Here is a 23,861-nt window from a genome sequence, read left to right on the forward strand (position 1 = left end):
CGGGCTTGCTCGCGAAAGCGGTGTATCAGACAACATTAATGTCGACTGACACGACGCCTTCGCGAGCAAGCCCGCTCCCACATTGGGTATTGCGACTGGTTTAGGACTGTTTTTCGAACTTCAGGTCCCAAACGCCATGCCCAAGACGTTCGCCACGGCGTTCGAACTTGGTGATCGGCCGCTCGGCCGGGCGTGGTACACATTTTCCGTCTTCGGCCAGGTTGCGGTAACCCGGGGCCACGTTCATCACTTCCAGCATGTACTCGGCATACGGTTCCCAGTCGGTGGCCATGTGCAGGATACCGCCGACCTTCAGCTTGCTGCGCACCAGCTCGGCGAATGACGCCTGGACGATACGACGCTTGTGGTGACGGCTCTTGTGCCATGGGTCCGGGAAAAACAGCATCAGGCGGTCGAGGCTGTTATCGGCCACGCAGCGGTTGAGCACTTCAATGGCATCGCAATCGTAGACCCGCAGGTTGGTCAAACCCTGAGTCAGCACGCCATTGAGCAGCGCGCCGACACCCGGACGGTGAACCTCGACGCCGATGAAATCCTGATCCGGCGAAGCCGCGGCCATTTCCAGCAGCGAATGGCCCATGCCGAAGCCGATTTCCAGCGAGCGCGGTGCCGAGCGACCGAACACCTGGTCGAAATCCACCGGCGCTTCGGCCAGGGGCAGCACGAACAGCGGCGCGCCCTGCTCCAGGCCGCGTTGCTGGCCTTCGGTCATGCGCCCGGCGCGCATCACGAAACTCTTGATGCGGCGGTGTTGGCGCTCGTCGCCTTCTTCCGTCTGGATTGGCGTGTCGTTCGATTCAGTCATCAATGGCTCTTACTTGATCAGACCATCCAGCGGCGAAGAGGCGCTGGCATAGAGTTTTTTCGGCATGCGGCCGGCGAGGTAGGCCAGGCGGCCTGCGACGATCGCGTGTTGCATGGCTTCGGCCATCATGATCGGCTGCTGGGCGTGGGCGATGGCCGAGTTCATCAGCACCGCATCACAGCCCAGTTCCATGGCGATGGTGGCGTCGGATGCGGTGCCGACACCGGCATCTACCAGCACCGGAATGTTCGCTTCTTCGAGGATGATCTGCAGGTTGTAAGGGTTGCAGATCCCCAGGCCCGAACCGATAAGACCGGCCAGCGGCATCACTGCGATGCAGCCGATTTCCGCCAGTTGACGGGCAATGATCGGGTCATCGCTGGTGTAGACCATCACGTCGAAGCCTTCCTTGACCAGCGATTCAGCGGCCTTGAGGGTTTCGATCACGTTGGGGAACAGGGTTTTCTGGTCCGCCAGCACTTCCAGCTTCACCAGGTTGTGGCCATCGAGCAGCTCACGGGCCAGGCGGCAGGTGCGCACGGCCTCGATCGCGTCGTAGCAGCCGGCGGTGTTCGGCAGGAAGGTGTAGCGATCCGGCGAGAGGAAATCCAGCAGGTTCGGTTCGCCCGCGTTCTGGCCGAGGTTTGTACGGCGCACGGCGAAAGTGACGATCTCGGCACCCGAGGCCTCGATGGCCAGGCGGGTTTCTTCCATGTCACGGTACTTGCCGGTACCGACCAGCAAACGCGACTGGTAAGTACGACCGGCCAGGACGAAAGGCTTGTCGTTACGAACGATGCTCATGGGGAATCCTCTGTAGGGGTGAGGGTCTTGCAGAATTCTGTGGCCAATCGGCCGAGACTACTAGCCGCCGCCGATGGCGTGCACCACTTCGACGTTGTCGCCGTCGTTCAACGTGGTGCCTGCGTGCTGACTGCGCGGGACGATATCCAGATTGAGTTCGACCGCCACACGGCGTCCGGTCAAGTCCAGACGAGTCAGCAGGGCCGCAACGGTTTCACCGTCGGGCAGTTCAAAGGATTCGCCGTTCAACTGAATGCGCATGCGCAATGCCGCCATCATTTTTTGGGGCTGGCATTCTAGCCCGATCGTGACCTAAAGGTCAGCAACAAGCGTCAAGCGGTCAAGCGGTCAACGGCAAGCGCCAGGCGGCAAGGCCCAGGCAGAGCCAGCCCGCCAGGAACGCCAGGCCGCCGAACGGGGTGACGATGCCGAGCTTGCTGACACCCGTCAGCGTCAGCACGTACAGGCTGCCGGAGAACAGCAGGATGCCGATGACAAAGGAAGCACCGGCCCAGGTGACCAGGCGACCGGGCATCAGCGTCGCCAGTAATGCCACGCCCAGCAATGCCAGGGTGTGTACCAGCTGATAGGTGACGCCGGTATGGAAAATCGCCAGGTATTCGGCACTCAGGCGGTTTTTCAGGCCGTGGGCGGCGAACGCGCCGAGACCGACTCCGGTGAAGCCGAAAAAAGCGGCCAGCATCAAAAAGCCACGCAGCATGAAGAACTCCAGTCAGTCTCGATCAACAGGGTCTGTATAATGGCCCGCTCAACGGGTTCGGCCAAGCCATCTCTATGCTGCGTATCTATTTCCGTCGTTTCATCAAGGCCGTGCTCTGGTTCATGGGCGTCAGCGTCGTGCTGGTGTTGATTTTTCGCGTGGTGCCACCGCCCGGGACCACGCTGATGGTCGAGCGCAAGATCGAATCCTGGATCGATGGCGAGCCCATCGACCTGCAACGCACCTGGAAACCCTGGGATGAAATCTCCGACGACCTGAAAGTCGCGGTGATTGCCGGTGAGGACCAGAAATTTCCCGAGCATTGGGGTTTTGACTTTGGCGCGATCCAGAAAGCACTGGCCCACAACGAGCTCGGCGGCACGATTCGTGGTGCCAGCACCCTGAGCCAGCAGGTGTCGAAGAACCTGTTCCTGTGGTCCGGCCGCAGCTGGCTGCGAAAAGGCCTGGAAGCCTGGTTTACCGGGTTGATCGAGGTGTTCTGGCCCAAACAGCGGATTCTTGAGGTGTACCTCAACAGCGTTGAGTGGGATGACGGGGTGTTTGGCGCCGAAGCCGCAGCCCGACACCACTTTGGCGTGAGCGCGAAAGGCCTCAGCCGCCAGCAATCGAGCCTGTTGGCAGCGGTACTGCCTAACCCGCGGGTGTGGAGCGCCAGCCATCCGACCAATTACGTGGCGCGGCGCGCTGGCTGGATTCGGCAGCAGATGAGCCAGCTCGGTGGGGACAGCTATCTGGTGGGCCTGAACGACTCGCGTCGTGCGCCTTGGGCGCAGTAACACCGCAGATCCCCTGTGGGAGCGGGATTGCTCGCGAAAGCGGTGTGTCATTCAGTATTAAAGCGCCTGACGCGACGCCTTCGCGAGCAAGCCTGCTCCCACATTGGCTCTGCGGCACACCAGGGATTCTCGCTCCAAACAAAAAAGCCCCGATCAATGATCGGGGCTATTTTTTATTGCCTTGGTGCAGCTTACGCGGCGATCGACATTTTGAGCTTGTTCATCGCGCTCTTCTCGAGCTGACGAATACGCTCGGCCGATACGTTGTACTTCTGCGCCAGGTCGTGCAGCGTGGACTTTTCTTCTGCCAGCCAGCGCTGGTAGAGGATGTCGCGGCTGCGGTCGTCCAGCACTTCCAGCGCTTCGTGCAGGTTGTGGTTGGAGTTGTCGCTCCAGTCGGCATCTTCCAGTTGACGGGCCGGGTCGTACCGGTGGTCTTCCAGATAGTTGGCCGGCGATTGGAAAGCGCTGTCGTCGTCGGCTTCGGCCGCCGGGTCGAAGGCCATGTCGTGACCGGTCAGGCGACTTTCCATCTCGCGCACTTCCCGCGGCTCGACGCCGAGGCTTTCCGCCACACGGTGGACTTCCTCGTTGTTCAGCCAGGCCAGGCGTTTTTTCTGGCTGCGCAGGTTGAAGAACAGCTTGCGCTGGGCCTTGGTGGTCGCGACTTTCACGATGCGCCAGTTACGCAGGATGAATTCGTGGATTTCCGCCTTGATCCAGTGCACGGCAAAGGACACCAGGCGCACGCCCATTTCCGGGTTGAAGCGCTTCACGGCCTTCATCAGGCCGACGTTACCTTCCTGGATCAGGTCAGCCTGGGCCAGGCCGTAGCCGGAATAGCTACGGGCGATATGTACGACAAAACGCAGGTGGGCGAGCACCATCTGCCGAGCCGCCTCAAGATCCTGCTCATAATAGAGACTCTCGGCCAGTTCACGCTCCTGCTCCGGCGTCAGCAATGGAATGCTGTTGACGGTGTGCACATAGGCCTCCAGGTTCGCACCCGGGACCAGAGCATATGCAGGCTGCAAAGAATTGGTCATACGAAAAAACCTCCCACTTACATACTCGTGCCAATGGCACTGCGAAAATTGACCGGAAACCGAAAGACAAGTTCCCCTAAAAACTGCAAGGTCAATCACGCGCAAAAAAGATTCTACTTCGGCGCCAGCTCCCTGAGATGACGTGCGACTGCAATCCATGCACCGATATAACCCAACAGCACCGCGCCAAGCAAGAGAGACAGACCGTCGGCAACCGGTACGCCGGCCAGTGCGAAATCACTGCCATATAAACCGGCCAGCCCGACCACTGCATCGTTCAGCCAGTTCAGGCCGAACGCCAATACGCCCCAGGAAAGAATCCCCGCACCGAAACCGTAGAGCGCGCCCATATAAAGAAAGGGCCTGCGCACATAGCTGTCGGTGCCGCCTACGAGTTTAATCACTTCTATCTCTGTGCGGCGGTTTTCAATATGAAGACGAATGGTATTGCCTATCACCAAAAGTAATGCGGAAACCAGGAGCACGGTCAGACCGAAGACAAATCGGTCGCCCAGCTTGAGGATGGCTGCCAGACGCTCGACCCAGACTAGATCAAGCTGTGCCTGTTGTACCCTGGGCAGTTCGGAAAGTTTTTGTCTTAATGCTTCAAGGGTCGGCTTGTCGACCTCGGTCGGCGTCACCAGAACCACGCCAGGCAGCGGGTTTTCCGGCAGTTCCTTGAGCGCTTCACCCAGGCCGGACTGCTGCTGGAACTCTTCCAGCGCCTGATCGCGACCGACGTATTCGGCATCTGCCACACCTGGGATGCCTTTGATCTGTTCGCGCAGCGCCTCGCCGTCAGTCGGGCTGGCGTCGAGTTGCAGGTACAGGGAAATCTGCGCCGCGCGCTGCCATGAACCGCCCAGTCGCTCGACGTTACTTAGCAAAAGTGACAGCCCCATGGGCAAACTCAAGGCCACCGCCATCACCATGCAGGTGAAAAAGCTGCCGATGGGCTGCTTGCCCAGGCGGCGCAAGCTGTCGAGCAGGCTGGCGCGATGGCTCTCGATCCAGGCGCGCAACAGCGTGGCGAAGTCCGGGCCGTCATCGTCGTCGTGTTTTTTCTTCTTCGGTTGCGGGTCGGCAGCCTTGGGGGCCACGCGCTCGGAAACCTTTGGACTGCGAGTCGCACTCATTCGCCGGCCTCCCCATCGCCGATCAATCGGCCGCGTTGCAACGTCAGCATGCGGTGGCGCATGCGCGCGATCAGCGCCAGGTCGTGGCTGGCGATCAGCACGCTGGTGCCCAGGCGATTGATGTCTTCGAACACACCCATGATTTCCGCCGCCAGGCGCGGGTCGAGGTTACCGGTCGGTTCGTCCGCCAGCAGCAGGGCCGGGCGGTGCACGATGGCGCGGGCAATGCCGACGCGCTGTTGCTGACCGGTGGACAGGTCGCCGGGATACAGGTCGGTCTTGTCCGACAGCGCCACGCGCTCCAGCGCCGAGTCCACGCGCTTGGCGATTTCAGCCTTGGACAAACCGAGGATCTGCAACGGCAGCGCGACGTTGTTGAACACCGTGCGATCGAACAGCAACTGGTGGTTCTGGAATACCACGCCGATCTGCCGACGCAGGAAGGGAATCTGTGCGTTGCTGATGGTGCTCAGGTCTTGCCCGGCCAGCAGCAGCTTGCCACTGGTCGGGCGCTCCATGGCCAGCAGCAGTCGCAGCAAAGTGCTTTTGCCGGCGCCGGAATGGCCGGTAACAAACAAAAACTCGCCGCGACGGACCCGAAAGCTCAGCTCATGCAAGCCGACGTGACCGTTCGGGTAGCGTTTACCGACCTGTTCGAAACGAATCATGAACGCTCCCGCTCGGCAAACAGTGCCTGGACAAAGGGTTCAGCTTCAAAAGTGCGCAGATCGTCGATGCCTTCACCAACGCCGATGTAGCGGATCGGCAGGCCAAACTGCTTGGCCAGGGCGAAAATCACCCCGCCCTTGGCGGTGCCGTCGAGCTTGGTCAGCGCCAGGCCGGTCAGTTCGACGGTCTGGTTGAATTGCTTGGCCTGGTTGATGGCGTTCTGGCCGGTTCCGGCATCGAGTACAAGCAACACCTCGTGCGGTGCGTCGGCATCGAGCTTGCTGATCACCCGGCGAACCTTCTTCAGTTCTTCCATCAGGTTGTCTTTGGTGTGCAGGCGACCGGCGGTATCGGCGATCAGCACATCGATGCCACGGGCCTTGGCGGCCTGTACGGCGTCGAAGATCACCGAAGCCGAGTCGGCGCCGGTGTGCTGGGCGATGACCGGAATCTTGTTGCGTTCGCCCCAGACCTGCAGTTGCTCGACGGCGGCGGCGCGGAAGGTGTCGCCGGCGGCGAGCATGACTTTCTTGCCTTCCAGCTGCAGTTTTTTCGCCAGCTTGCCGATCGTGGTGGTTTTACCGGCGCCGTTGACGCCCACCACCAGGATCACGAACGGCTTGTTCTGCGAGGTGATTTTCAGCGGTTGCTCGACGGGCTTGAGCATGGCTGCCAGCTCGCCCTGCAAGGATTTGTACAACGCGTCGGCATCGGCCAGCTCCTTGCGTGCGACCTTCTGGGTCAGGCGCTGGATAATCACTGAAGTGGCTTCGACGCCAACGTCAGCGGTCAGCAGGCGAGTTTCGAGGTCATCAAGCAACTCGTCATCGATGGCTTTCCTGCCCAGGAACAGGCTGGCCATGCCTTCGCCGATGCTGGCGCTGGTCTTGGACAGGCCTTGCTTGAGGCGGGCGAAGAAACCGGCTTTGGTTTCCTCGGAGCGTACTGGCTCGGCTGGAACTTCGACTGGCGCTTCGACGGGGGCGGCGGCGACAGGCGTAATAACAGGTGCAGGTGCAGGTGCAGGTGCAGGTGCAGGTGCAGGTGCAGGTGCAGGTGCAGGTGCAGGTGCAGGCTCTGGCGCCTGGACAATCGGCGCAACCGGCTGAACAAATACAGGGGCCGCAGGCGTTGGCGCAGCCTCGACCACGGGCGCAGCGACCGGCTCGATCACTGGAGCCCGAACCGGCTCCGGCGTCCACGCAGCAGGTGCCGGAATCGGCGGCGTCACATGCGGCGCCTGCTCGTCTTCGACCAGCGCCACCGGCTCTTCCGCCACCGGCAAGGTCAGCCAAGGCTCGGCGGCCGGAGTCAGCGGCAGTTCGGCGACGATTTCAGGTGCAGGCTCGACAACCGGTTGCAGCACCGGCTCGGCGATCGGCAACACCACCGGCGCAGGTTCGGCGTCTATCACCGGCGCAGGCGTTGGCTCAGGAAGTGGCTGTGGCTGTTCGACGACGGGTTCCTGCGGCTTTTTGCGCAGCCATCCGAACAGGCTTTTCTTTTCACCAGCCGCAGCTGGGGTCTTCTTGTCGTCGTTGGAACCAAACATGGAGGACGGCTATCTCACGGTAGCGACGCGCCAACGGGCGCCCCGGCAAATAAAAATTCGATGCAGAACAGACTGCGATTGACCCAGCTTGTTCACGCGCAACATTTTGTCGAGGTGCCAACGGCACCTTACAAAAACGATTTCACTAAGGACAGATGCGGAAAAATCGGCGAAAAAGCAGAGTCTAGTTGATAAACCACAGCCTTTTGCCGCAAACCCAAACAACCTGATCAAACGCAAAGGCCTGATAGGCGTGGCCGCCAGTAAAACGGATCAGTATCCTAGCACCCTCTCGCCCGCTGACGCTAAGACCATGCGGGCAGCCCCAAAGGTTTAAAAACGAATGAATGCTCTAGCCCGCCGCGCCGCAGGCCTGCTGCTCAGCACAGTTTGCCTGCCCCTTTCGGCCCTGGCGGCCGACCCGCAACCGACCCACGAATTCACCCTCGACAACGGCTTGAAGGTCGTCGTGCGCGAAGACCATCGCGCACCGGTGGTGGTTTCCCAGGTCTGGTACAAGGTTGGCTCCAGCTACGAGACGCCAGGTCAGACCGGCCTGTCCCATGCCTTGGAACACATGATGTTCAAGGGCAGCGAGAAAGTCGGCCCCGGCGAAGCGTCGCTGATCCTGCGCGACCTCGGTGCCGAAGAGAACGCCTTCACCAGCGACGACTTCACTGCGTACTACCAGGTCCTGGCCCGCGACCGCCTGGGCGTGGCCTTCGAACTTGAAGCCGACCGCATGGCCAGCCTGCGCCTGCCGCCCGACGAGTTCGCCCGGGAAATCGAAGTCATTAAAGAAGAACGGCGCCTGCGCACCGACGACAAGCCCATGTCCAAGGCCTACGAGCGCTTCAAGGCCATGGCCTATCCGGCCAGCGGCTATCACACGCCGACCATTGGCTGGATGGCGGACCTGGACCGGATGAAAGTCGAAGAGCTGCGACACTGGTACCAATCCTGGTACGTGCCGAACAACGCCACGCTGGTGGTGGTCGGCGACGTGACGCCGGACGAGGTCAAGACCCTGGCCCAGCGCTACTTCGGCCCGATCGCCAAACGCGAGGTGCCGGCGGCGAAGATTCCGCTGGAGCTGGCCGAGCCCGGCGAACGCCAGATCACCCTGCACGTCAAGACCCAATTACCCAGCCTGATGCTGGCCTTCAACGTACCGAGCATCGCGACCGCCGAAGACAAACGCCTGGTCAACGCCTTGCGCCTGATCTCGGCGCTGCTCGATGGCGGCTACAGCGGACGCATCCCGACTCAACTGGAGCGCGGTGAAGAACTGCTGTCCGGCGGTTCGTCGAGCTACGACGCCTATACCCGTGGCGACAGCCTGTTCACCCTGTCGGCCACCCCCAACAGCCAGAAGAAAAAGACCATCGCCCAGGCCGAAGCCGGTTTGTGGAAGCTGCTTGAGCAACTGAAGACCACCGCGCCGACCAGCGAAGAACTGGAACGCGTACGGGCCCAGGTCATCGCCGGGCTGGTCTACGAGCGTGATTCCATCACCAGCCAGGCCACGGCCATCGGCCAGCTGGAAACCGTCGGCCTGTCGTGGAAACTGATGGACAGCGAGCTCGCCGACCTGGAAAGCGTGACTCCGCAAGATATCCAGAACGCCGCCAAGCTGTATTTCACCCGCGAACGTCTCAGCGTCGCCCATGTACTGCCAGAGGAGACGACTCATGAGTGAGCGTAAAAAACCGCGCCTGGCCCTGTTCGGCCTGATCGCCGTCGCCCTGATCGGGTCGGCCGCATTCTATTTTTCCAAGACCGACCAGACCAACGCCAGCGAGGCACTGGACAAGGCCAAGGCCAGCCAGAAGCTGCAATCGCTGACCGAGCTCAACGGCAAGGCGCCGAGCCACCGCAAGCTCGACGTGCAAACCTGGAACACCGCCGAAGGCGCCAAGGTGCTGTTCGTCGAAGCCCGCGAACTGCCGATGTTCGACATGCGCCTGATCTTTGCCGCCGGCAGCAGCCAGGACGGCGACGCACCAGGCCTGGCGCTGCTGACCAATGCCATGCTCAACGAAGGCGTGGCCGGCAAGGATGTCAGCGTCATCGCCCAGGGTTTTGAAGGGCTGGGGGCCGATTTCGGCAACGGCGCCTACAAGGACATGGCGGTTGCCTCCCTGCGCAGCCTCAGTGCTGCAGACAAGCGTGAACCGGCGCTGAAGCTGTTCGCCGAAGTCGTCGGCAAACCGACCTTCCCCGCCGACTCGTTTACCCGCATCAAGAACCAGATGCTCGCGGGCTTCGAATACCAGAAACAGAACCCCGGCAAACTCGCCAGCCTTGAACTGATGAACCGCTTGTACGGCGATCATCCCTACGCGCACGCCAGCGATGGCACGGCGCAGACCGTTCCGTCCGTCACCCTCGCGCAATTGCGCGCGTTCCACCAGAAAGCCTATGCAGCGGGCAACGTGGTGATCGCGCTGGTCGGCGACCTGTCCCGCGCCGAAGCCGAAGCCATTGCCGCGCAGGTCAGCGCCGCCCTGCCCAAAGGTCCGGCCCTGCCGAAGATCGAGCAACCCGCCGAACCCAAGGCCAGCATCGGCCACATCGAGTTCCCGTCCAAGCAGACCAACCTGATGCTCGCGCAACTGGGCATCGACCGTGACGATCCGGATTTCGCGGCCCTGTCCATGGGCAACCAGATCCTCGGCGGTGGCGGTTTCGGTACCCGACTGATGAGCGAAGTACGCGAAAAACGTGGCCTGGCGTATGGTGTGTACTCGGGTTTCAGCCCGATGCAGGCACGCGGTCCGTTCATGATCAATCTGCAGACTCGCGCCGAAATGAGCGAAGGCACCCTGAAACTGGTGCAGGATGTGCTCGCCGACTACCTCAAGACCGGCCCGACCGAAAAAGAACTCGACGACGCCAAGCGCGAACTGGCCGGCAGCTTCCCGCTGTCCACCGCCAGCAACGCCGATATCGTCGGCCAGCTGGGCGCGATCGGCTTCTACAACTTGCCGCTCAGTCACCTGGAAGACTTCATGCAGCAGTCGCAGAACCTGACCGTCGAGCAGGTCAAGGCGGCCATGAACAAACACCTGAGCACGGATAAACTGGTCATCGTCAGCGCTGGCCCGACCGTGCCGCAAAAACCGTTACCGGCCCCAACTGATAAACCCGCCGAGCAGCCGCTCGGGGTTCCGGAGCATTAATGGCCACTTCTCGTCCGAAAAAACCGGTCCACAACGTCCACAACGGCGTGAACCAGCTGCGCATCATCGGCGGCGAATGGCGCAGCCGCAAACTGAGCTTCCCTGACGCGCCGGGCCTGCGCCCGACGCCGGACCGGGTGCGTGAAACCCTGTTCAACTGGCTTGCACCCTACGTCCCGGGCGCCAAGGTGCTCGATCCGTTCACCGGCAGCGGCGCGCTGTTTCTCGAAGCCCTGTCCCGCGGCGCCGCCATGGGCCAGGCGCTGGATGCCAGCAGCCTTGCGGTGTCCAGCCTCAAGGAGCATCTGGGTACGCTGCGCTGCACCACCGGCCAGGTCCAGACCGCCGACGCCCTGCGCTATCTGGAAACCCAGCCAGCGGTCGCCTACGACCTGGTCTTCCTCGACCCGCCGTTCAACCAGAACCTGCTGCCCGCCGTCTGCGCGCTGCTCGAAGAGCGCCAGTGGCTGGCCGAAGATGCCTGGGTGTACACCGAAAGCGAAAGCGCGCCGTCGACCCTCGGCCTGCCAGGCAACTGGCGCCTGCACCGGGAGCAAAAATCCGGGCGGGTCTATTATTCGTTATGGCAACGTATGGCAGAGATCGCCGGTTAATCGACCGGCCTGAACAAGGCGCGCGCCTCAATGCAGGCGTGCGCCACTGCATCGAGACGAATCGTGTCCCATCCGCCAGATCGCTTCACCCCGGCCTTCGGCCTCGGCAATCCGCACTTGCAGACCTTGTGGGGTCCGCTGTGGCGCAAAACCACCCACCTCGAACGTGAACGTGAGCGCCTGTGGCTCGAAGATGGCGACTTCCTCGACCTCGACTGGCATGGCCCGCACAGTGTCGATGCGCCTTTGGTGCTGGTGTTGCACGGGCTGACCGGTTCGTCGAATTCGCCTTACGTCGCCGGGATACAAAAAGCCCTGGGTGACCAAGGCTGGGCCAGTGTCGCGCTGAACTGGCGCGGCTGCTCCGGCGAACCCAACCTGCTGCCGCGCAGCTACCATTCCGGCGCCAGTGAAGACCTGGCCGAAACCATCCGGCACCTGCGGGCCAAGCGTCCGCTCGCGCCGCTGTATGCCGTCGGGTATTCCCTGGGTGGCAATGTGCTGCTCAAGCACCTGGGCGAAACCGGCAGTGCCAGCGGCGTACGCGGTGCGGTGGCGGTGTCGGTGCCGTTTCGCCTGGACCAGTGCGCCGACCGCATCGGCCAGGGTTTCTCCAAGGTCTATCAGGCGCACTTCATGCGCGAGATGCTGGCCTACATCAAGAACAAGCAACGCCAGTTCCAGCACGACGGGCGCGAGGACGGCCTCGCGGCCCTCGCTGCGCTGGGCTCCCTGGAAAACATGCGCACGTTCTGGGATTTTGATGGCCGGGTGACCGCACCGCTCAACGGTTTTACTGACGCCGAGGATTATTATCGCCGCGCCTCGAGCCGCTACTTCCTCGGCGAGATCTGTACGCCAACCCTGATCATTCAGGCCGCCGATGACCCCTTCGTATTCCCCCATAGCCTGCCGCAAGCCGACGAGTTGTCGGTCTGCACGCAATTCGAATTGCAGGCCCGGGGCGGGCACGTCGGGTTCGTCGATGGCTCGTTCCGTCAACCGGGGTATTACCTGGAACGGCGTATCCCCCAATGGCTGGCCAGCATGGGTCGCGAGTAGGCCATGGGCATTGCGCAGGGCGAATCCATCCACTTCTGGCAAACGGCGCCGTTGGCCGGGATCGAGCTGTTGTCGGCCCGCTACATCGAGCAGCGCTTCGCCCCTCACGTGCACGATGGCTATGTGATCGGCATGATCATGGCCGGCGCCCAGCGTTACCGTTATCGCGGCGCCGAACACCTGGCAGGCAGCGGCACCCTGGTGCTGATCAACCCCGATGAACTGCACACAGGCCACAAGGGCACGGAAGACGGCTGGTTGTACCGGGCGTTTTACCCGGACAGCGGGCAGATGCTGTCGCTGCTGGCCGAACTCGAATTGCCCACCCACCAGCTGCCGGCGTTCGGCGCCACCTTGTACCGCGATCCGGATCTGGTGAACGGCTTCTGCCAATTGCATCGATTGCTGGAAAGCCCGGCCACCGCACTGCAACAACAGACGGCCTGGCGAGAACTGGTGCTGTCACTGCTGCAGCGTCACGCAGCGGTTCCTGATGCTGGCAAACCGGGCAAGGAACACCGGGCGGTGACATTGGCCAAGGACCTGCTGAACGCGCAATTGGCGGCGCCGCCGTCGCTTGAAGAACTGGCAGCGGCGGTGAACCTGTCGCCCTTCCACTTCGCCCGGGTGTTCCGCCGCGCCACCGGCATGCCGCCGCACACCTGGCTGATGCAACAGCGCATCGCTCGGGCGCGGGGGTTATTACAGGGTGGTTGCTTGCCCCTGGAAGTGGCGACGCAACTGGGGTTCGCCGACCAGAGTCATCTGAGTCGGCAGTTCAAGCAGGTGTATGGGGTGGGGCCTGGGGCGTATCGCAACGCGCGATTGTTTTAAATCTCAAAACAAATCAGTTACCCATGTGGGAGCGGGCTTGCTCGCGAATGCGGTGAATCAGTCACGATTGTTTCGACTGACACAACGCCTTCGCGAGCAAGCCCGCTCCCACAGGGGATTTTTGCGTTCTATTCGCCGGTGGCAACGCCCCGCGCAGGATCATTGATCCACTCGCTCCACGACCCGGCATACAGCGCCGCCAACGGATAACCCGCCAGGCACAACGCGAACAGGTTATGGCAAGCCGTCACGCCGGACCCGCAGTAAGCCACCAGATCGGTCGGCGAGCGATCACCCAGCTTAGCGGCAAAACGCTGCTTGAGCTGCTCGGCTGGCAGGAACCGCCCGTCGCTGCCCAGGTTGTCGGTGAAGGCCGCACATTGCGCACCGGGGATGTGCCCGGCAATCGGATCGATCGGTTCGACTTCGCCCTTGAAGCGCGGCAAGGCGCGGGCATCGAGCAGGGTCAGTTCGGGTCGGGCCAGACGCTTGTGCAACTGCTCGGCGCTGAGGACCAACGCGTTGTCCGGTTTCCCGGTAAAGGTGCCACGGCTGTTCGACGCAGGATCGAGGCTCAGGGGCAGCCCCGCCGCGTGCCAGGCCTTGAGGCCGCCATCGAGGATGAACACCCCGTCACGCTTGCCCAGCCAGGCCAGCAGCCACCAGGCCCGCGCCGCGAAAGCACCCGGGCCATCGTCGTACAAGACCACTTCGCTGTCGGCGTTGATGCCCCAGGCTTGAAGGCGCTCGATCAGGTCCGCCGGCTCGGGCAATGGATGACGCCCGGTCACACCCTTGACCACTTTTCCACTCAGATCACGCTCAAGATCGGCAAAAGCCGACCCGCCGATGTGCCCTTGCGCATAGCTGCACTGGCCATAATCCAGGTCTTCGAGGGCAAAACGACAATCCAGAATCACCAACCCCGGCTGGTCCTTTTTCAGGTCCAGTGCTTGCGGGCTGATCAGTTGCGCAATGGGCATAACGGGCTCCTGTGATGGGCGATTTCGATCCGGCGGCAGGCTTTATTTCATACTTCTTCCAGCGCCTGGGCCAGCGGCACGTAAAACTCTTCAAACAGCGCAGCGACCGCATCACGCGCCTGGTCCGTGACGAACCCGGCCTCCAGCACCAGCACCTGGTAGACGCCGCGCTTGATGGCCTGCTCGCTGAGGTGGCTGGAGTTTTCCCGCGTGGTGCACAAAAAACGTACCCAGGAGGTGAGGATGATCCAGGCATTGATCGTCAAGGACTCGATCTGTACCCGATCCATCTTGAGGATGCCGGCGGCGACAAAACCTTCGTAGATGGCGGCGCCCTGAATCACGCAGCGCTGGGAAAAGCGCCGGTAGCGGGCGGCCAGTTCCGGGTCACTGTCGAGCAGGTGCTCCAGGTCCCTGTGCAGGAACCGGTAGCGCCACATGGCCGACAACAGCTCCTTGAGGTAGAAACGCTTGTCTTCCACCGTGGCAGCGCGCCCATGTGGCGGACGCAGGAAACTGTCCACCAGGCTCTCATACTCACTGAACAGCACCGCGATGATCGCCTGCTTGTTAGGGAAGTGGTAGTACAGGTTGCCCGGAGAAATCTCCATATGGGCGGCGATGTGGTTGGTGCTGATGCTGCGCTCGCCCTGCTGGTTGAACAGCTCCAGGCTGTTCTGCACGATGCGCTCGCTGGTTTTGATCCGTGGGGCCATGGCTTGAGCTTAAATTCAGAGTGCGTTGAGGGGCATCTTACGGCCTATCCGCCAGCGGATAAAACAAAGCGATGCCGAGGAGAGCATTTGACTTTTTAGAGTATAGACTCTAAAAATGCCCTCATTACAATAAATCCGGAGCCGACCATGACTGCTGACATTTCCTACCTGCAAAATCTCCAGCAGCCTCTGGACGAGCTCCAGGCCCTGTTCGACGCACAGCGCGCGGCCTATGCCGGCAACCCGATGCCACCCGCGGCCCAGCGCCAGCAATGGCTCAAGGCACTACGGGATTTGCTGAACACCGAACGTCAGGCCCTGATCGATGCGATCAGCCAGGATTTCAGCCACCGCAGCGCCGATGAAACCCTGCTCGCCGAACTGATGCCCAGCCTGCACGGCATCCATTACGCCAGCCGCCACCTCAAGGGCTGGATGCGCGAGTCGCGGCGCAAGGTCGGTGTCGCCTTTCAGCCGGCCTCGGCGAAGGTGGTCTACCAGCCACTGGGTGTGGTCGGGGTGATCGTGCCGTGGAACTATCCGCTGTACCTGGCCATCGGGCCCTTGGTCGGTGCGTTGTCGGCGGGTAACCGGGTGATGCTCAAGCTCAGCGAATCGACCCCGGCCACCGGCTTGCTGCTCAAGGCATTGTTCGCGCGGATCTTCCCCGAAGACCTGGTGTGCGTGGTGCTGGGCGAAGCCGATATCGGCGTGGCGTTTTCGCGCCTGCCTTTCGATCACCTGCTGTTCACTGGCGCCACCAGCATCGGCAAGCACGTGATGCGTGCGGCGGCGGAAAACCTGACGCCGGTCACGCTGGAGCTGGGCGGCAAGTCCCCGGCCATCGTTTCCAAGGACGTACCGCTCAAGGATGCCGCCGAACGCATCGCGTTCGGCAAGACCCTCAATGCCGGCCAGACCTGCGTGGCCCCGGATTACGTGCTGGTGCCGGAAGATCGCGTCGACGCTTTCGTGGAGGCCTACCGGCAGGCGGTCCGCGGCTTTTATCCGACCCTCGCCGACAACCCGGACTACACCGCGATCATCAATGAGCGACAACTGGCGCGACTCAACGGCTACGTCAGCGACGCCACCGACAAAGGTGCGCAGCTGATCCCGTTGTTCGATCAAGGCCAGGGCCGGCGCATGGGGCATAGCCTGCTGCTCAACGTCAGCGACGACATGACGGTGATGCAGGACGAGATCTTCGGCCCGCTGTTGCCGATCGTGCCGTACAAGCATCTGGACCAGGCGTTTGCCTACATCAACCAGCGCCCTCGCCCACTGGCGCTGTACTACTTCGGCTACGACAAGCGCGAACAGAACCGCGTGCTCAACGAGACCCACTCCGGCGGTGTATGCCTCAACGACACCCTGCTGCACGTGGCCCAGGATGACATGCCGTTCGGCGGCATTGGCGCTTCAGGCATGGGCCACTACCACGGCCACGAAGGTTTCCTGACCTTCAGCAAGGCCAAGGGCGTACTGATCAAGCAACGCTTCAACGCGGCGAAGCTGATCTACCCGCCCTACGGCAAATCCATTCAGAAACTGATCCAGAAGCTGTTTATCCGCTAACGATGGTCACCCTCGGGTAATAACAAGAATGCACCCAAGCCTGTCCGATACCCCCGCGCTGTCACGGCGCGGCCTGCTCAAATTCAGCCTCGGCGCCAGCGCCTTTCTTGCCACTGCCGGGTTGGGGGCCAGTCTGAGTGGCTGCTCATCGAGTTCGCCTGCCAGTGGTTTCGCGGCACTGCGCAGTGGCGACCTGGCGTTTCTGCGCGCCCTTGTCCCGGTGCTGCTTGAAGGCGCCGTGGCTGCCCAGCAGATGCCCGGCGCCGTCGAGGGCACCCTGAACAGCCTCGATTACAACCTCGATCACCTGTCGCCGGAAATGCTCAAGCTCACCCGACAATTGTTCGACGTGCTGGGCATGGCCGTCACCCGCGGACCGCTGACCGGGATCTGGGGCAGTTGGGAAAACGCCGCTGCCGAGGATATACGGCACTTCCTCGATCGCTGGGAAAACAGCTCGTTGAGCCTGCTGCGCATGGGCCACAGTTCATTGGTGCAACTGGTGATGATGGCCTGGTATGGGCGCAAGGAATCGTGGGCGCATTGCGGGTATCCGGGGCCACCGACGGTTTGAAACCGGGTCGCCCCCTTCGCGAGCAAGCCCGCTCCCACAGGTTTTCGATGTGTCTCACCTTTTGTGAACGACTCAACCCCTGTGGGAGCCGGGCTTGCCCGCGATGGCGTCAGCCGCCTCACCACCGCATCCAAACCATAACAATTAGAGAACATTAAGATGCCCGTACCCGACCCGTTCCGCGAAGGCATGGCCCGTGGCTGGAAAACCCACAACGGCGCCCAATTGACCCAGGACCTGACCCTCGAAGCGGATGTAGCGATCATCGGCAGCGGTGCCGGCGGCGGGACCACGGCCGAAATCCTCAGCACCGCCGGTTACAAGGTGCTGCTGATCGAGGAAGGCCCGCTCAAGACCAGCAGCGACTTCAAACTGCTCGAAGACCAGGCCTACGCCAGCCTCTATCAGGAAGGCATCGGCCGCATGAGCAAGGATGGCGCGATCACCATCCTCCAGGGCCGGGCGGTGGGCGGCACTACGCTGATCAACTGGACTTCGAGCTTTCGAACGCCAGAGCCCACGCTCGAACACTGGGCGAAAGAACACAATGTGAAGGGCCACTCCCCCGCTGAAATGGCGCCCTGGTTCGAAAAAATGGAACAGCGCCTGGGTGTCGCTCCATGGATGGTGCCGCCCAATGCCAACAACGACGTGATCCGCAAGGGCTGCGAGAAGCTCGGATATAGCTGGCATGTCATCCCACGCAATGTACGCGGCTGCTGGAACCTCGGCTATTGCGGTATGGGCTGCCCGACCAACGCCAAGCAATCGATGATGGTCACGACCATTCCGGCCACCCTGGAAAACGGCGGCGAGCTGCTCTACCTGGCCCGCGCCGAAAAGCTCCTGATCAGCGGTGACAAGGTCACCGGCCTGCAATGCGTGGCAATGGACGAGCGTTGCGTCGAGCCCACCGGTCGCAAGATCATGGTCAAGGCGCGGCATTACGTGCTGGCGGGCGGCGGGATCAACAGCCCGGCATTGCTGCTGCGCTCCGGGGCACCCGACCCGCACCAACGCGTGGGCAAGCGCACCTTCCTGCACCCGGTGAACATGTCCGCCGCGTTGTTCGACGAGGTGGTCAACCCCTTCTATGGGGCGCCGCAGTCGATCTACTCCGACCATTTCCAGTGGCAGGACGGCACCACCGGCAAAATGGCCTACAAACTGGAGGTTCCACCGCTCCACCCGGCACTGGCGACGACGCTGCTGGGCGGTTTCGGCCAGGAAAACGCGCAACACATGGCCAATCTGCCGCATACCCACGCCATGCTCGCGCTGCTGCGCGACGGTTTTCACCCCGACAGCCAGGGCGGCACTGTGCAGTTGCGCGGCGACGACACCCCCGTGCTCGATTATCAGGTGTCTGCCTATGCCTGGGACGGATTGCGCCGGGCCTTCCACAGCATGGCCGAAATCCAGTTTGCTGGCGGTGCCAGGGCCGTGATGCCGATGCACGCCGACGCGCGTTATGTGAACACCCTCGCCGAAGCTCGCACCTTGATCGACAGCTTGAGCCTGGAGTTGTACCGCACGCGGCTCGGCAGTGCCCATGTTATGGGCGGCTGCGCGATGGGCGAAGAGCCGAAAAATGCCGTCGCCGACAGCCTCGGCCGGCATCATCAACTGGCCAATCTGTCGATTCATGACGGCTCGCTCTTCCCCACCAGCATTGGCGCAAACCCGCAGTTGTCGGTCTATGGGCTGACGGCGCAGCTGGCGACTTCCCTGGCCGAGCGTTTAAAAAACCCATGAAAAATACGATTATTCTGATCGTCTATAGTGCGTTCTTACCCAAAAGGCGACTTGGCCGACCGGTTAGGCTGCGATACCATCCGAATCCCCAACGCACTCCCGCCAGGACGACGCGATGAACCGAGTGTTGTACCCAGGTACCTTCGACCCTATTACCAAGGGCCATGGCGATCTGGTCGAACGCGCCTCGCGCCTGTTCGATCACGTGATCATTGCTGTCGCCGCCAGCCCGAAGAAAAACCCGTTGTTTCCCATGGAACAGCGTGTGGAACTGGCTCGCGAGGTCACCAAACATCTGCCGAACGTAGAAGTCGTCGGCTTCTCGACGCTGCTGGCGCACTTTGCCAAAGAGCAGAATGCCAACGTGTTCCTGCGTGGTTTGCGCGCCGTGTCGGACTTCGAATACGAGTTCCAGTTGGCCAACATGAACCGCCAGCTGGCCCCGGATGTGGAAAGCCTGTTTCTTACCCCGTCCGAGCGTTATTCGTTCATTTCTTCGACCTTGGTCCGTGAAATTGCAGCCCTGGGCGGCGATATCACCAAGTTCGTGCACCCAGTGGTGGCGGACGCCCTGACCCAACGCTTCAAGAAGTAATACCCGGACTGTAGGACCCGGCTTGCGGGCGATCAATATTACGCGGTATACCCTGACACACCGCCATCGCCAGTAAGCCGGCTCCTGCAGAACGTCGCGCCCGCGTGCATAGCGCTCACCAATGCGGCACAATTACGCGCATTGATTTATTGCGCCCGGGCCTGCCGCCCCGGCTGGAGTTAGCATGTCCCTGATCATCACCGACGATTGCATCAACTGCGACGTCTGCGAACCCGAGTGCCCCAACGCCGCCATTTCCCAGGGCGAAGAAATCTACGTGATCGACCCGAACCTGTGCACCCAGTGCGTCGGCCACTACGACGAACCGCAGTGCCAGCAGGTCTGCCCAGTGGATTGCATTCCGCTGGACGAAGCCCATCCGGAGACTGAAGAGCAGTTGATGGAGAAGTACCGCAAGATTACCGGCAAGGCTTGAGTCAGCTGTTTTTGTAGGGTTGATACCGGCCCCTTCGCGAGCAAGCCCGCTCCCACAGGGGGAGCGCATTCCAAATGTGGGAGCGGGCTTGCTCGCGAAGGCGTCAGCAGCCTCACTAACATGTAACTGACCTCACTCCCGCCGCGCGAGGGTTTTCAGCGCTGACAGCGCGGGCAAAACACGCTGGCGCGCTGCCCGAGTTTCACCTCACGCAACTGCGTACCACAGACCTTGCAGTGCTCGGCACCACGGCCGTACACGAACAGCTCCTGCTGGAAATAGCCCGGCTGCCCATCCCCGCCGATAAAGTCGCGCAGCGTGGTGCCGCCACGCTCGATGGCGGCTGCCAGAATGCGCTTGATCTCGATCGCCAGCTTCAGATACCGCGCCCGGGAAATGCTCCCGGCTTCGCGACGCGGGTCGATACCGGCGGCGAACAACGCTTCGGTCGCATAGATATTGCCGACGCCGACCACCACCGCGTTGTCCATGATGAACGGCTTGACCGCCATCGAGCGCCCGCGGGACAGCTGGAACAGCCGCTCGCCGTCGAACAGGTCGGTCAGCGGCTCCGGCCCCAGGCGAATCAGCAGCTCATGATTGAGCGGATCTAGGCTCCACAGCATTGCACCGAACCGCCGCGGGTCGGTGTAGCGCAAGGCCAGGCCCGATTCCAGCTCGATATCCACATGCTCATGCTTGGCGGCCGGCAGGCCGGCTTCCACCAGGCGCAAATTCCCCGACATGCCCAAATGGCTGATCAAGGTGCCGACCTCGGCATTGATCAACAGGTACTTGGCGCGCCGCTCCACCAACACGATGCGCTGGCCCGACAGACGCACATCGAGGTCTTCGGGAATCGGCCAGCGCAGGCGCCGATCACGCACGATCACCCGGCTGACGCGCTGGCCTTCCAGGTGCGGCGCAATCCCGCGGCGGGTGGTTTCGACTTCTGGCAGTTCAGGCATGGGGCTCTCGAATCAGGCGCTCGGTGAGAAGAGATTCGCCCCTCAGCGGTGAGCGCCGAGGTCGCGAATCGTCTGCTTGAGGGTTTCGAAATCGTAATCCGAGAGGCCGACGTAATCGAGCACCAAATGACCGATGCTGTTCCACTCGTGGTCTTCGGGCTGGTTGCCCAGCACCCGGTAAGACGCACAAATATGCTCGGCCATTTTCAGGATCGCCAACAGGTTTTTCAGGGCGCTGTTGCGCGATGACTCATCGCTGAATATCGCCAGGGCATTGTGATGATTGGCGATCGCGGCAGACACGTGATCCGGCAGGCGCCAGGACTTGGCCGTGTAGTACCCGACCACGGCGTGGTTGGTATTGAACGCCTGGTTCTCGGTGTCCACCACCCGGCAATCGGGACCGGCGTTGGCATAGGCCTGTTCCAGCACGCTCATGTAGTTGGGGAACCGCTGCAGCATCAGCGGCACGCCACAATCGTGGAACAGCCCCAGGGCATAGGCTTCATCGCCGGCCTGGGCGCCAATGCGCTTGGCCAGGGTCAGGCAGGTCATCGCCACGTCCTGGGCGGTGTCCCAGAACCGGTTCAGGGTGACGATGGTGTCGTCGTTCATCTCGCCCTTGATCGACTGCGCGTTGATCAGGTTGATGATCGAACGGCTGCCCAGCAGATTCACCGCGCGCTGGATCGAAGCGATCTTGTTGCTCAGGCCGTAATACGGCGAGTTGACGATTTTCAGCAGGGAGCCAGAGAGCCCCGGGTCCTGGGAAATCAGCTTCGCGATCACTTCCAGATCCGGGTCGGGCATGTACTGCTCCATCTGCAGATCCACCATGATCTGCGGTTGGGCCGGCACACTGATGCCTTGCAGGGATTGCTGGATTTGTTCGGGCGTCAGCTCTTGGGACATAAGTACACACTCTGGGACAGGCGCAGATTCTAACCTTTATGACATTGGATCCGACATACCAGCGAGCACATCGCCGGAACTTTCATTCCAGACCCGGCTTCGGACTTTGTAACGCTCACGGGCGAATCATTCTCTCAAGTCAGGAGCTTTTTCATGTCCAATTCCCTGAATGGCAAACGCGTCGCAATATTGGTGACCAATGGTTTCGAGCAGGTCGAACTGACCGGGCCGAAAGAAGCGCTGGAGCAGGCCGGCGCCCAGGTCGACATACTTTCCGCGAAGGAAGGCCAGGTCAAAGGCTGGAACCACGATAAACCGGCGGACGACTTCAAGGTCGACCGGACATTCCGCTCGGCCAGCATCGAGGAATACGACGCCGTGGTCCTGCCTGGCGGCGTGCAGAATTCCGACACCATCCGCATCGACCAGGATGCCCAGCATCTGGTCAAGATGGGCGCCTCTGCCGGCAAGCCCATCGCGGTCATCTGTCATGGCGGCTGGCTGCTGGTTTCGGCCGGGCTGGTCAATGGCAAGACCATGACCAGCTACAAGACGCTCAAGGACGATCTGGTGAATGCCGGCGCCCACTGGGTCGACAAGGAAGTGGTCACCGACGGAACACTGATCAGCAGCCGCCAGCCGGATGACATTCCGGCGCTCAACCGTGAGTTGATTCAGCTGTTGTCGGCGTAGTACCCAAAACCGCTATCGCGAGCAAGCTCGCTCCCACAGGGCAACGTATTCCCCTGTGGGAGCGGGCTTGCTCGCGAAGAGGCCATCAGCGTTTCATCGCCCATAGAACCCGCCGCAAGCTTCAACACGCTATACTCCCGCTCTTTTTTCCGGAGCGACGTCATGTCCCTGCCTAGCCTGCGCCTCAAAGCCAACGCCGACCGCCGTCTGCGCAACGGTCATTTGTGGGTCTACAGCAACGAAATCGATGTAGCCGCGACCCCTTTGCACGGTTTCAAGGCCGGCGACCAGGCGATCCTCGAAGCCGCCGGCGGCAAGCCGCTGGGCATCGTCGCCATGAGCCCGAACAACCTGATCTGCGCGCGCCTGCTGTCGCGCGACATCAAGCTACCGCTCGACAAATCGCTGCTGGTGCATCGCCTCAACGTGGCCCTGTCGCTGCGCGAGCGGCTGTTCGACAAACCGTTCTATCGCCTGGTCTACGGCGACTCCGACCTGCTGCCAGGCCTGGTGGTCGACCGTTTCGGCGACATCCTGGTGGTGCAGATCGCCTCGGCGACCATGGAAGCCCACAAAGACGACGTGATCGCGGCACTGACCCAGGTGCTCAAGCCAAGCGGCATCCTGTTCAAGAACGACTCCGCCGCCCGTGACGCCGAAGGCCTCACCCGCTACGTCGAAACCGTCTTCGGCCTGGTGCCGGAGTGGGTCGCGCTGGAAGAGAACGGCGTGAAATTCGAAGCGCCGGTCATCCAGGGCCAGAAAACCGGCTGGTTCTACGACCACCGCATGAACCGCGCACGCCTGGCACCCTACGCCAAGGGCAAGCGCGTACTCGACCTGTACAGCTACATCGGCGGCTGGGGCGTGCAAGCGGCCGCGTTCGGCGCCAGTGAAGTGTTCTGCGTCGATGCCTCGGCCTTCGCCCTCGACGGCGTCGAGCGCAACGCCGCACTGAACGGTTTCGCCGAAAAAATGACCTGCATCGAAGGCGACGTTTTCGAAGCCCTGAAAGAGCTGAAAGCCAGCGAAGAGCGCTTCGACGTGATCGTGGCCGACCCGCCCGCGTTCATCAAACGCAAGAAAGACATGAAAAACGGCGAAGGCGCCTACCGCCGCCTGAACGAGCAAGCCATGCGCCTGCTCACCAAGGACGGCATCCTGTTCAGTGCATCGTGCTCGATGCACCTGCCCGAAGACGACCTGCAGAACATCCTGCTGACCAGCGCCCGCCACCTGGATCGCAATATCCAGATGCTCGAACGCGGCGGCCAGGGCCCGGATCATCCGGTGCACCCGGCGATTGCCGAGACGCGTTACATCAAGAGCATTACTTGCCGGTTGCTGCCAAACAGCTGACAACACCCCCTGTAGGAGCGAGCTTGCTCGCGAAAAACGTCAACGATAA

The 23,861-nt window shown here is 61.8% G+C and carries 25 protein-coding genes; 13 read left to right on the top strand and 12 right to left on the bottom strand.

Annotated elements, in window-relative coordinates:
• Positions 1–100: 100 nt before the first annotated feature.
• From trmB to SOP85_RS14295, 4 genes are all read right to left on the bottom strand, one after another.
• Positions 101–826: a tRNA (guanosine(46)-N7)-methyltransferase TrmB gene (gene trmB, locus SOP85_RS14280; protein ID WP_274075660.1), complete on the bottom strand. Its 726-nt coding sequence runs from the start codon at positions 824–826 to the stop codon at positions 101–103.
• A gap of 9 nt (positions 827–835) precedes the next feature.
• Positions 836–1,630: a thiazole synthase gene (locus tag SOP85_RS14285; RefSeq protein ID WP_274075661.1), complete on the bottom strand. Its 795-nt coding sequence runs from the start codon at positions 1,628–1,630 to the stop codon at positions 836–838.
• A gap of 60 nt (positions 1,631–1,690) precedes the next feature.
• Entirely contained in the window at positions 1,691–1,891 is a 201-nt protein-coding gene (gene thiS / locus SOP85_RS14290) for a sulfur carrier protein ThiS (RefSeq protein ID WP_046818722.1), read from the bottom strand.
• A 79-nt stretch (positions 1,892–1,970) separates the two neighbouring features.
• On the bottom strand, positions 1,971–2,351 hold the full coding sequence (locus SOP85_RS14295) for a DUF423 domain-containing protein (protein WP_323627288.1): 381 nt from the start codon (positions 2,349–2,351) through the stop codon (positions 1,971–1,973).
• 74 nt (positions 2,352–2,425) lie between these two features.
• Here SOP85_RS14295 and mtgA point away from each other — a divergent pair, with 74 nt between their 5' ends.
• Positions 2,426–3,148 carry a monofunctional biosynthetic peptidoglycan transglycosylase gene (mtgA, locus tag SOP85_RS14300; protein WP_323606626.1) on the top strand — a complete coding sequence of 241 codons (723 nt, stop codon included), beginning with the start codon at positions 2,426–2,428 and terminating at the stop codon, positions 3,146–3,148.
• A gap of 191 nt (positions 3,149–3,339) precedes the next feature.
• Here mtgA and rpoH read toward each other — a convergent pair whose 3' ends face one another.
• The 4 genes from rpoH to ftsY form a co-directional block, all read right to left on the bottom strand.
• Positions 3,340–4,194: an RNA polymerase sigma factor RpoH gene (rpoH, locus tag SOP85_RS14305; RefSeq protein ID WP_323606627.1), complete on the bottom strand. Its 855-nt coding sequence runs from the start codon at positions 4,192–4,194 to the stop codon at positions 3,340–3,342.
• Positions 4,195–4,307: 113 nt separating this feature from the next.
• Positions 4,308–5,330 (bottom strand): permease-like cell division protein FtsX, encoded by a 1,023-nt coding sequence (gene ftsX / locus SOP85_RS14310; RefSeq protein WP_274075664.1) that lies wholly within the window; start codon positions 5,328–5,330, stop codon positions 4,308–4,310.
• On the bottom strand, positions 5,327–5,998 hold the full coding sequence (ftsE, locus tag SOP85_RS14315) for a cell division ATP-binding protein FtsE (RefSeq protein WP_008065082.1): 672 nt from the start codon (positions 5,996–5,998) through the stop codon (positions 5,327–5,329). The genes ftsX and ftsE overlap by 4 nt, the downstream gene beginning before the upstream one ends.
• On the bottom strand, positions 5,995–7,551 hold the full coding sequence (gene ftsY, locus SOP85_RS14320) for a signal recognition particle-docking protein FtsY (RefSeq protein ID WP_323627289.1): 1,557 nt from the start codon (positions 7,549–7,551) through the stop codon (positions 5,995–5,997). The genes ftsE and ftsY overlap by 4 nt, the downstream gene beginning before the upstream one ends.
• A 343-nt stretch (positions 7,552–7,894) precedes the next feature.
• Here ftsY and SOP85_RS14325 point away from each other — a divergent pair, with 343 nt between their 5' ends.
• The 5 genes from SOP85_RS14325 to SOP85_RS14345 all read left to right on the top strand — a co-directional run bounded on the left by SOP85_RS14325 (position 7,895) and on the right by SOP85_RS14345 (position 13,243).
• The gene (locus SOP85_RS14325) at positions 7,895–9,250 is read left to right on the top strand and encodes a M16 family metallopeptidase (protein WP_274075666.1); all 1,356 of its coding nucleotides are present in this window, start codon (positions 7,895–7,897) and stop codon (positions 9,248–9,250) included.
• On the top strand, positions 9,243–10,733 hold the full coding sequence (locus tag SOP85_RS14330; RefSeq protein WP_323627290.1) for a M16 family metallopeptidase: 1,491 nt from the start codon (positions 9,243–9,245) through the stop codon (positions 10,731–10,733). Before SOP85_RS14325 ends, SOP85_RS14330 begins: the two co-directional genes overlap by 8 nt.
• Complete coding sequence (rsmD, locus tag SOP85_RS14335; RefSeq protein WP_274075668.1) at positions 10,733–11,347, top strand: 16S rRNA (guanine(966)-N(2))-methyltransferase RsmD; 615 nt, start codon at positions 10,733–10,735, stop codon at positions 11,345–11,347. The genes SOP85_RS14330 and rsmD overlap by 1 nt, the downstream gene beginning before the upstream one ends.
• A 63-nt stretch (positions 11,348–11,410) precedes the next feature.
• Positions 11,411–12,409: a hydrolase gene (locus SOP85_RS14340; protein WP_323627292.1), complete on the top strand. Its 999-nt coding sequence runs from the start codon at positions 11,411–11,413 to the stop codon at positions 12,407–12,409.
• Between the two features lie 3 nt (positions 12,410–12,412).
• The gene (locus SOP85_RS14345) at positions 12,413–13,243 is read left to right on the top strand and encodes an AraC family transcriptional regulator (RefSeq protein ID WP_323627294.1); all 831 of its coding nucleotides are present in this window, start codon (positions 12,413–12,415) and stop codon (positions 13,241–13,243) included.
• Between the two features lie 128 nt (positions 13,244–13,371).
• Here SOP85_RS14345 and SOP85_RS14350 read toward each other — a convergent pair whose 3' ends face one another.
• Together SOP85_RS14350 and SOP85_RS14355 are read right to left on the bottom strand one after the other, a co-directional pair.
• The gene (locus tag SOP85_RS14350; RefSeq protein WP_323627296.1) at positions 13,372–14,226 is read right to left on the bottom strand and encodes a sulfurtransferase; all 855 of its coding nucleotides are present in this window, start codon (positions 14,224–14,226) and stop codon (positions 13,372–13,374) included.
• Positions 14,227–14,273: 47 nt separating this feature from the next.
• On the bottom strand, positions 14,274–14,942 hold the full coding sequence (locus SOP85_RS14355; protein ID WP_274075672.1) for a TetR/AcrR family transcriptional regulator: 669 nt from the start codon (positions 14,940–14,942) through the stop codon (positions 14,274–14,276).
• Positions 14,943–15,089: 147 nt separating this feature from the next.
• On the opposite strand from SOP85_RS14355, the gene SOP85_RS14360 reads away from it, so the two are divergent.
• The 5 genes from SOP85_RS14360 (at position 15,090) to SOP85_RS14380 (ending at position 19,880) form a co-directional block, all read left to right on the top strand.
• A complete protein-coding gene (locus SOP85_RS14360; RefSeq protein WP_323627297.1) occupies positions 15,090–16,520 on the top strand; it encodes a coniferyl aldehyde dehydrogenase in 1,431 nt (476 codons plus the stop codon).
• Between the two features lie 28 nt (positions 16,521–16,548).
• Positions 16,549–17,094, top strand: a complete 546-nt coding sequence (locus SOP85_RS14365; protein ID WP_323627298.1) for a twin-arginine translocation pathway signal protein — start codon at positions 16,549–16,551, stop codon at positions 17,092–17,094.
• Positions 17,095–17,253: 159 nt separating this feature from the next.
• A complete protein-coding gene (locus SOP85_RS14370) occupies positions 17,254–18,849 on the top strand; it encodes a GMC family oxidoreductase (RefSeq protein WP_323627299.1) in 1,596 nt (531 codons plus the stop codon).
• Positions 18,850–18,964: 115 nt separating this feature from the next.
• The gene (gene coaD, locus SOP85_RS14375; protein WP_274075676.1) at positions 18,965–19,444 is read left to right on the top strand and encodes a pantetheine-phosphate adenylyltransferase; all 480 of its coding nucleotides are present in this window, start codon (positions 18,965–18,967) and stop codon (positions 19,442–19,444) included.
• A 184-nt stretch (positions 19,445–19,628) separates the two neighbouring features.
• Positions 19,629–19,880 (top strand): YfhL family 4Fe-4S dicluster ferredoxin, encoded by a 252-nt coding sequence (locus SOP85_RS14380; RefSeq protein ID WP_003195146.1) that lies wholly within the window; start codon positions 19,629–19,631, stop codon positions 19,878–19,880.
• Between the two features lie 155 nt (positions 19,881–20,035).
• On the opposite strand, the gene mutM is transcribed toward SOP85_RS14380, so the two are convergent.
• Together mutM and SOP85_RS14390 are read right to left on the bottom strand one after the other, a co-directional pair.
• Positions 20,036–20,848 (bottom strand): bifunctional DNA-formamidopyrimidine glycosylase/DNA-(apurinic or apyrimidinic site) lyase, encoded by an 813-nt coding sequence (gene mutM, locus SOP85_RS14385; RefSeq protein WP_323627300.1) that lies wholly within the window; start codon positions 20,846–20,848, stop codon positions 20,036–20,038.
• 42 nt (positions 20,849–20,890) lie between these two features.
• Positions 20,891–21,706 carry an HDOD domain-containing protein gene (locus SOP85_RS14390; RefSeq protein WP_274075697.1) on the bottom strand — a complete coding sequence of 272 codons (816 nt, stop codon included), beginning with the start codon at positions 21,704–21,706 and terminating at the stop codon, positions 20,891–20,893.
• A gap of 207 nt (positions 21,707–21,913) precedes the next feature.
• Between SOP85_RS14390 and SOP85_RS14395 the strand changes: the two genes are divergently transcribed.
• Both SOP85_RS14395 and SOP85_RS14400 read left to right on the top strand, forming a co-directional pair.
• Complete coding sequence (locus tag SOP85_RS14395) at positions 21,914–22,453, top strand: type 1 glutamine amidotransferase domain-containing protein (RefSeq protein WP_323627301.1); 540 nt, start codon at positions 21,914–21,916, stop codon at positions 22,451–22,453.
• A 162-nt stretch (positions 22,454–22,615) separates the two neighbouring features.
• Complete coding sequence (locus SOP85_RS14400) at positions 22,616–23,812, top strand: class I SAM-dependent rRNA methyltransferase (protein WP_046818366.1); 1,197 nt, start codon at positions 22,616–22,618, stop codon at positions 23,810–23,812.
• Positions 23,813–23,861 lie beyond the last annotated feature (49 nt).

Origin of the sequence: Pseudomonas sp. YuFO20 (assembly GCF_035064975.1) — a bacterium.
In the GTDB taxonomy this organism is placed as follows: domain Bacteria; phylum Pseudomonadota; class Gammaproteobacteria; order Pseudomonadales; family Pseudomonadaceae; genus Aquipseudomonas; species Aquipseudomonas putida_AE.

Bases quoted from the DNA above. Each gene is read 5' to 3' on its own strand.
- SOP85_RS14365 (WP_323627298.1), top strand. From the start codon at position 16,549: ATGCACCCAAGCCTGTCCGATACCCCCGCGCTGTCACGGCGCGGCCTG.
- SOP85_RS14350 (WP_323627296.1), bottom strand. From the start codon at position 14,226: ATGCCCATTGCGCAACTGATCAGCCCGCAAGCACTGGACCTGAAAAAG.
- SOP85_RS14370 (WP_323627299.1), top strand. From the start codon at position 17,254: ATGCCCGTACCCGACCCGTTCCGCGAAGGCATGGCCCGTGGCTGGAAA.
- rpoH (WP_323606627.1), bottom strand. From the start codon at position 4,194: ATGACCAATTCTTTGCAGCCTGCATATGCTCTGGTCCCGGGTGCGAAC.
- trmB (WP_274075660.1), bottom strand. From the start codon at position 826: ATGACTGAATCGAACGACACGCCAATCCAGACGGAAGAAGGCGACGAG.
- mutM (WP_323627300.1), bottom strand. From the start codon at position 20,848: ATGCCTGAACTGCCAGAAGTCGAAACCACCCGCCGCGGGATTGCGCCG.
- SOP85_RS14400 (WP_046818366.1), top strand. From the start codon at position 22,616: ATGTCCCTGCCTAGCCTGCGCCTCAAAGCCAACGCCGACCGCCGTCTG.
- coaD (WP_274075676.1), top strand. From the start codon at position 18,965: ATGAACCGAGTGTTGTACCCAGGTACCTTCGACCCTATTACCAAGGGC.
- SOP85_RS14330 (WP_323627290.1), top strand. From the start codon at position 9,243: ATGAGTGAGCGTAAAAAACCGCGCCTGGCCCTGTTCGGCCTGATCGCC.
- SOP85_RS14345 (WP_323627294.1), top strand. From the start codon at position 12,413: ATGGGCATTGCGCAGGGCGAATCCATCCACTTCTGGCAAACGGCGCCG.
- SOP85_RS14295 (WP_323627288.1), bottom strand. From the start codon at position 2,351: ATGCTGCGTGGCTTTTTGATGCTGGCCGCTTTTTTCGGCTTCACCGGA.
- rsmD (WP_274075668.1), top strand. From the start codon at position 10,733: ATGGCCACTTCTCGTCCGAAAAAACCGGTCCACAACGTCCACAACGGC.
- mtgA (WP_323606626.1), top strand. From the start codon at position 2,426: ATGCTGCGTATCTATTTCCGTCGTTTCATCAAGGCCGTGCTCTGGTTC.
- ftsE (WP_008065082.1), bottom strand. From the start codon at position 5,998: ATGATTCGTTTCGAACAGGTCGGTAAACGCTACCCGAACGGTCACGTC.
- ftsX (WP_274075664.1), bottom strand. From the start codon at position 5,330: ATGAGTGCGACTCGCAGTCCAAAGGTTTCCGAGCGCGTGGCCCCCAAG.
- SOP85_RS14355 (WP_274075672.1), bottom strand. From the start codon at position 14,942: ATGGCCCCACGGATCAAAACCAGCGAGCGCATCGTGCAGAACAGCCTG.
- SOP85_RS14360 (WP_323627297.1), top strand. From the start codon at position 15,090: ATGACTGCTGACATTTCCTACCTGCAAAATCTCCAGCAGCCTCTGGAC.
- SOP85_RS14380 (WP_003195146.1), top strand. From the start codon at position 19,629: ATGTCCCTGATCATCACCGACGATTGCATCAACTGCGACGTCTGCGAA.
- SOP85_RS14325 (WP_274075666.1), top strand. From the start codon at position 7,895: ATGAATGCTCTAGCCCGCCGCGCCGCAGGCCTGCTGCTCAGCACAGTT.
- SOP85_RS14285 (WP_274075661.1), bottom strand. From the start codon at position 1,630: ATGAGCATCGTTCGTAACGACAAGCCTTTCGTCCTGGCCGGTCGTACT.
- SOP85_RS14395 (WP_323627301.1), top strand. From the start codon at position 21,914: ATGTCCAATTCCCTGAATGGCAAACGCGTCGCAATATTGGTGACCAAT.
- ftsY (WP_323627289.1), bottom strand. From the start codon at position 7,551: ATGTTTGGTTCCAACGACGACAAGAAGACCCCAGCTGCGGCTGGTGAA.
- thiS (WP_046818722.1), bottom strand. From the start codon at position 1,891: ATGCGCATTCAGTTGAACGGCGAATCCTTTGAACTGCCCGACGGTGAA.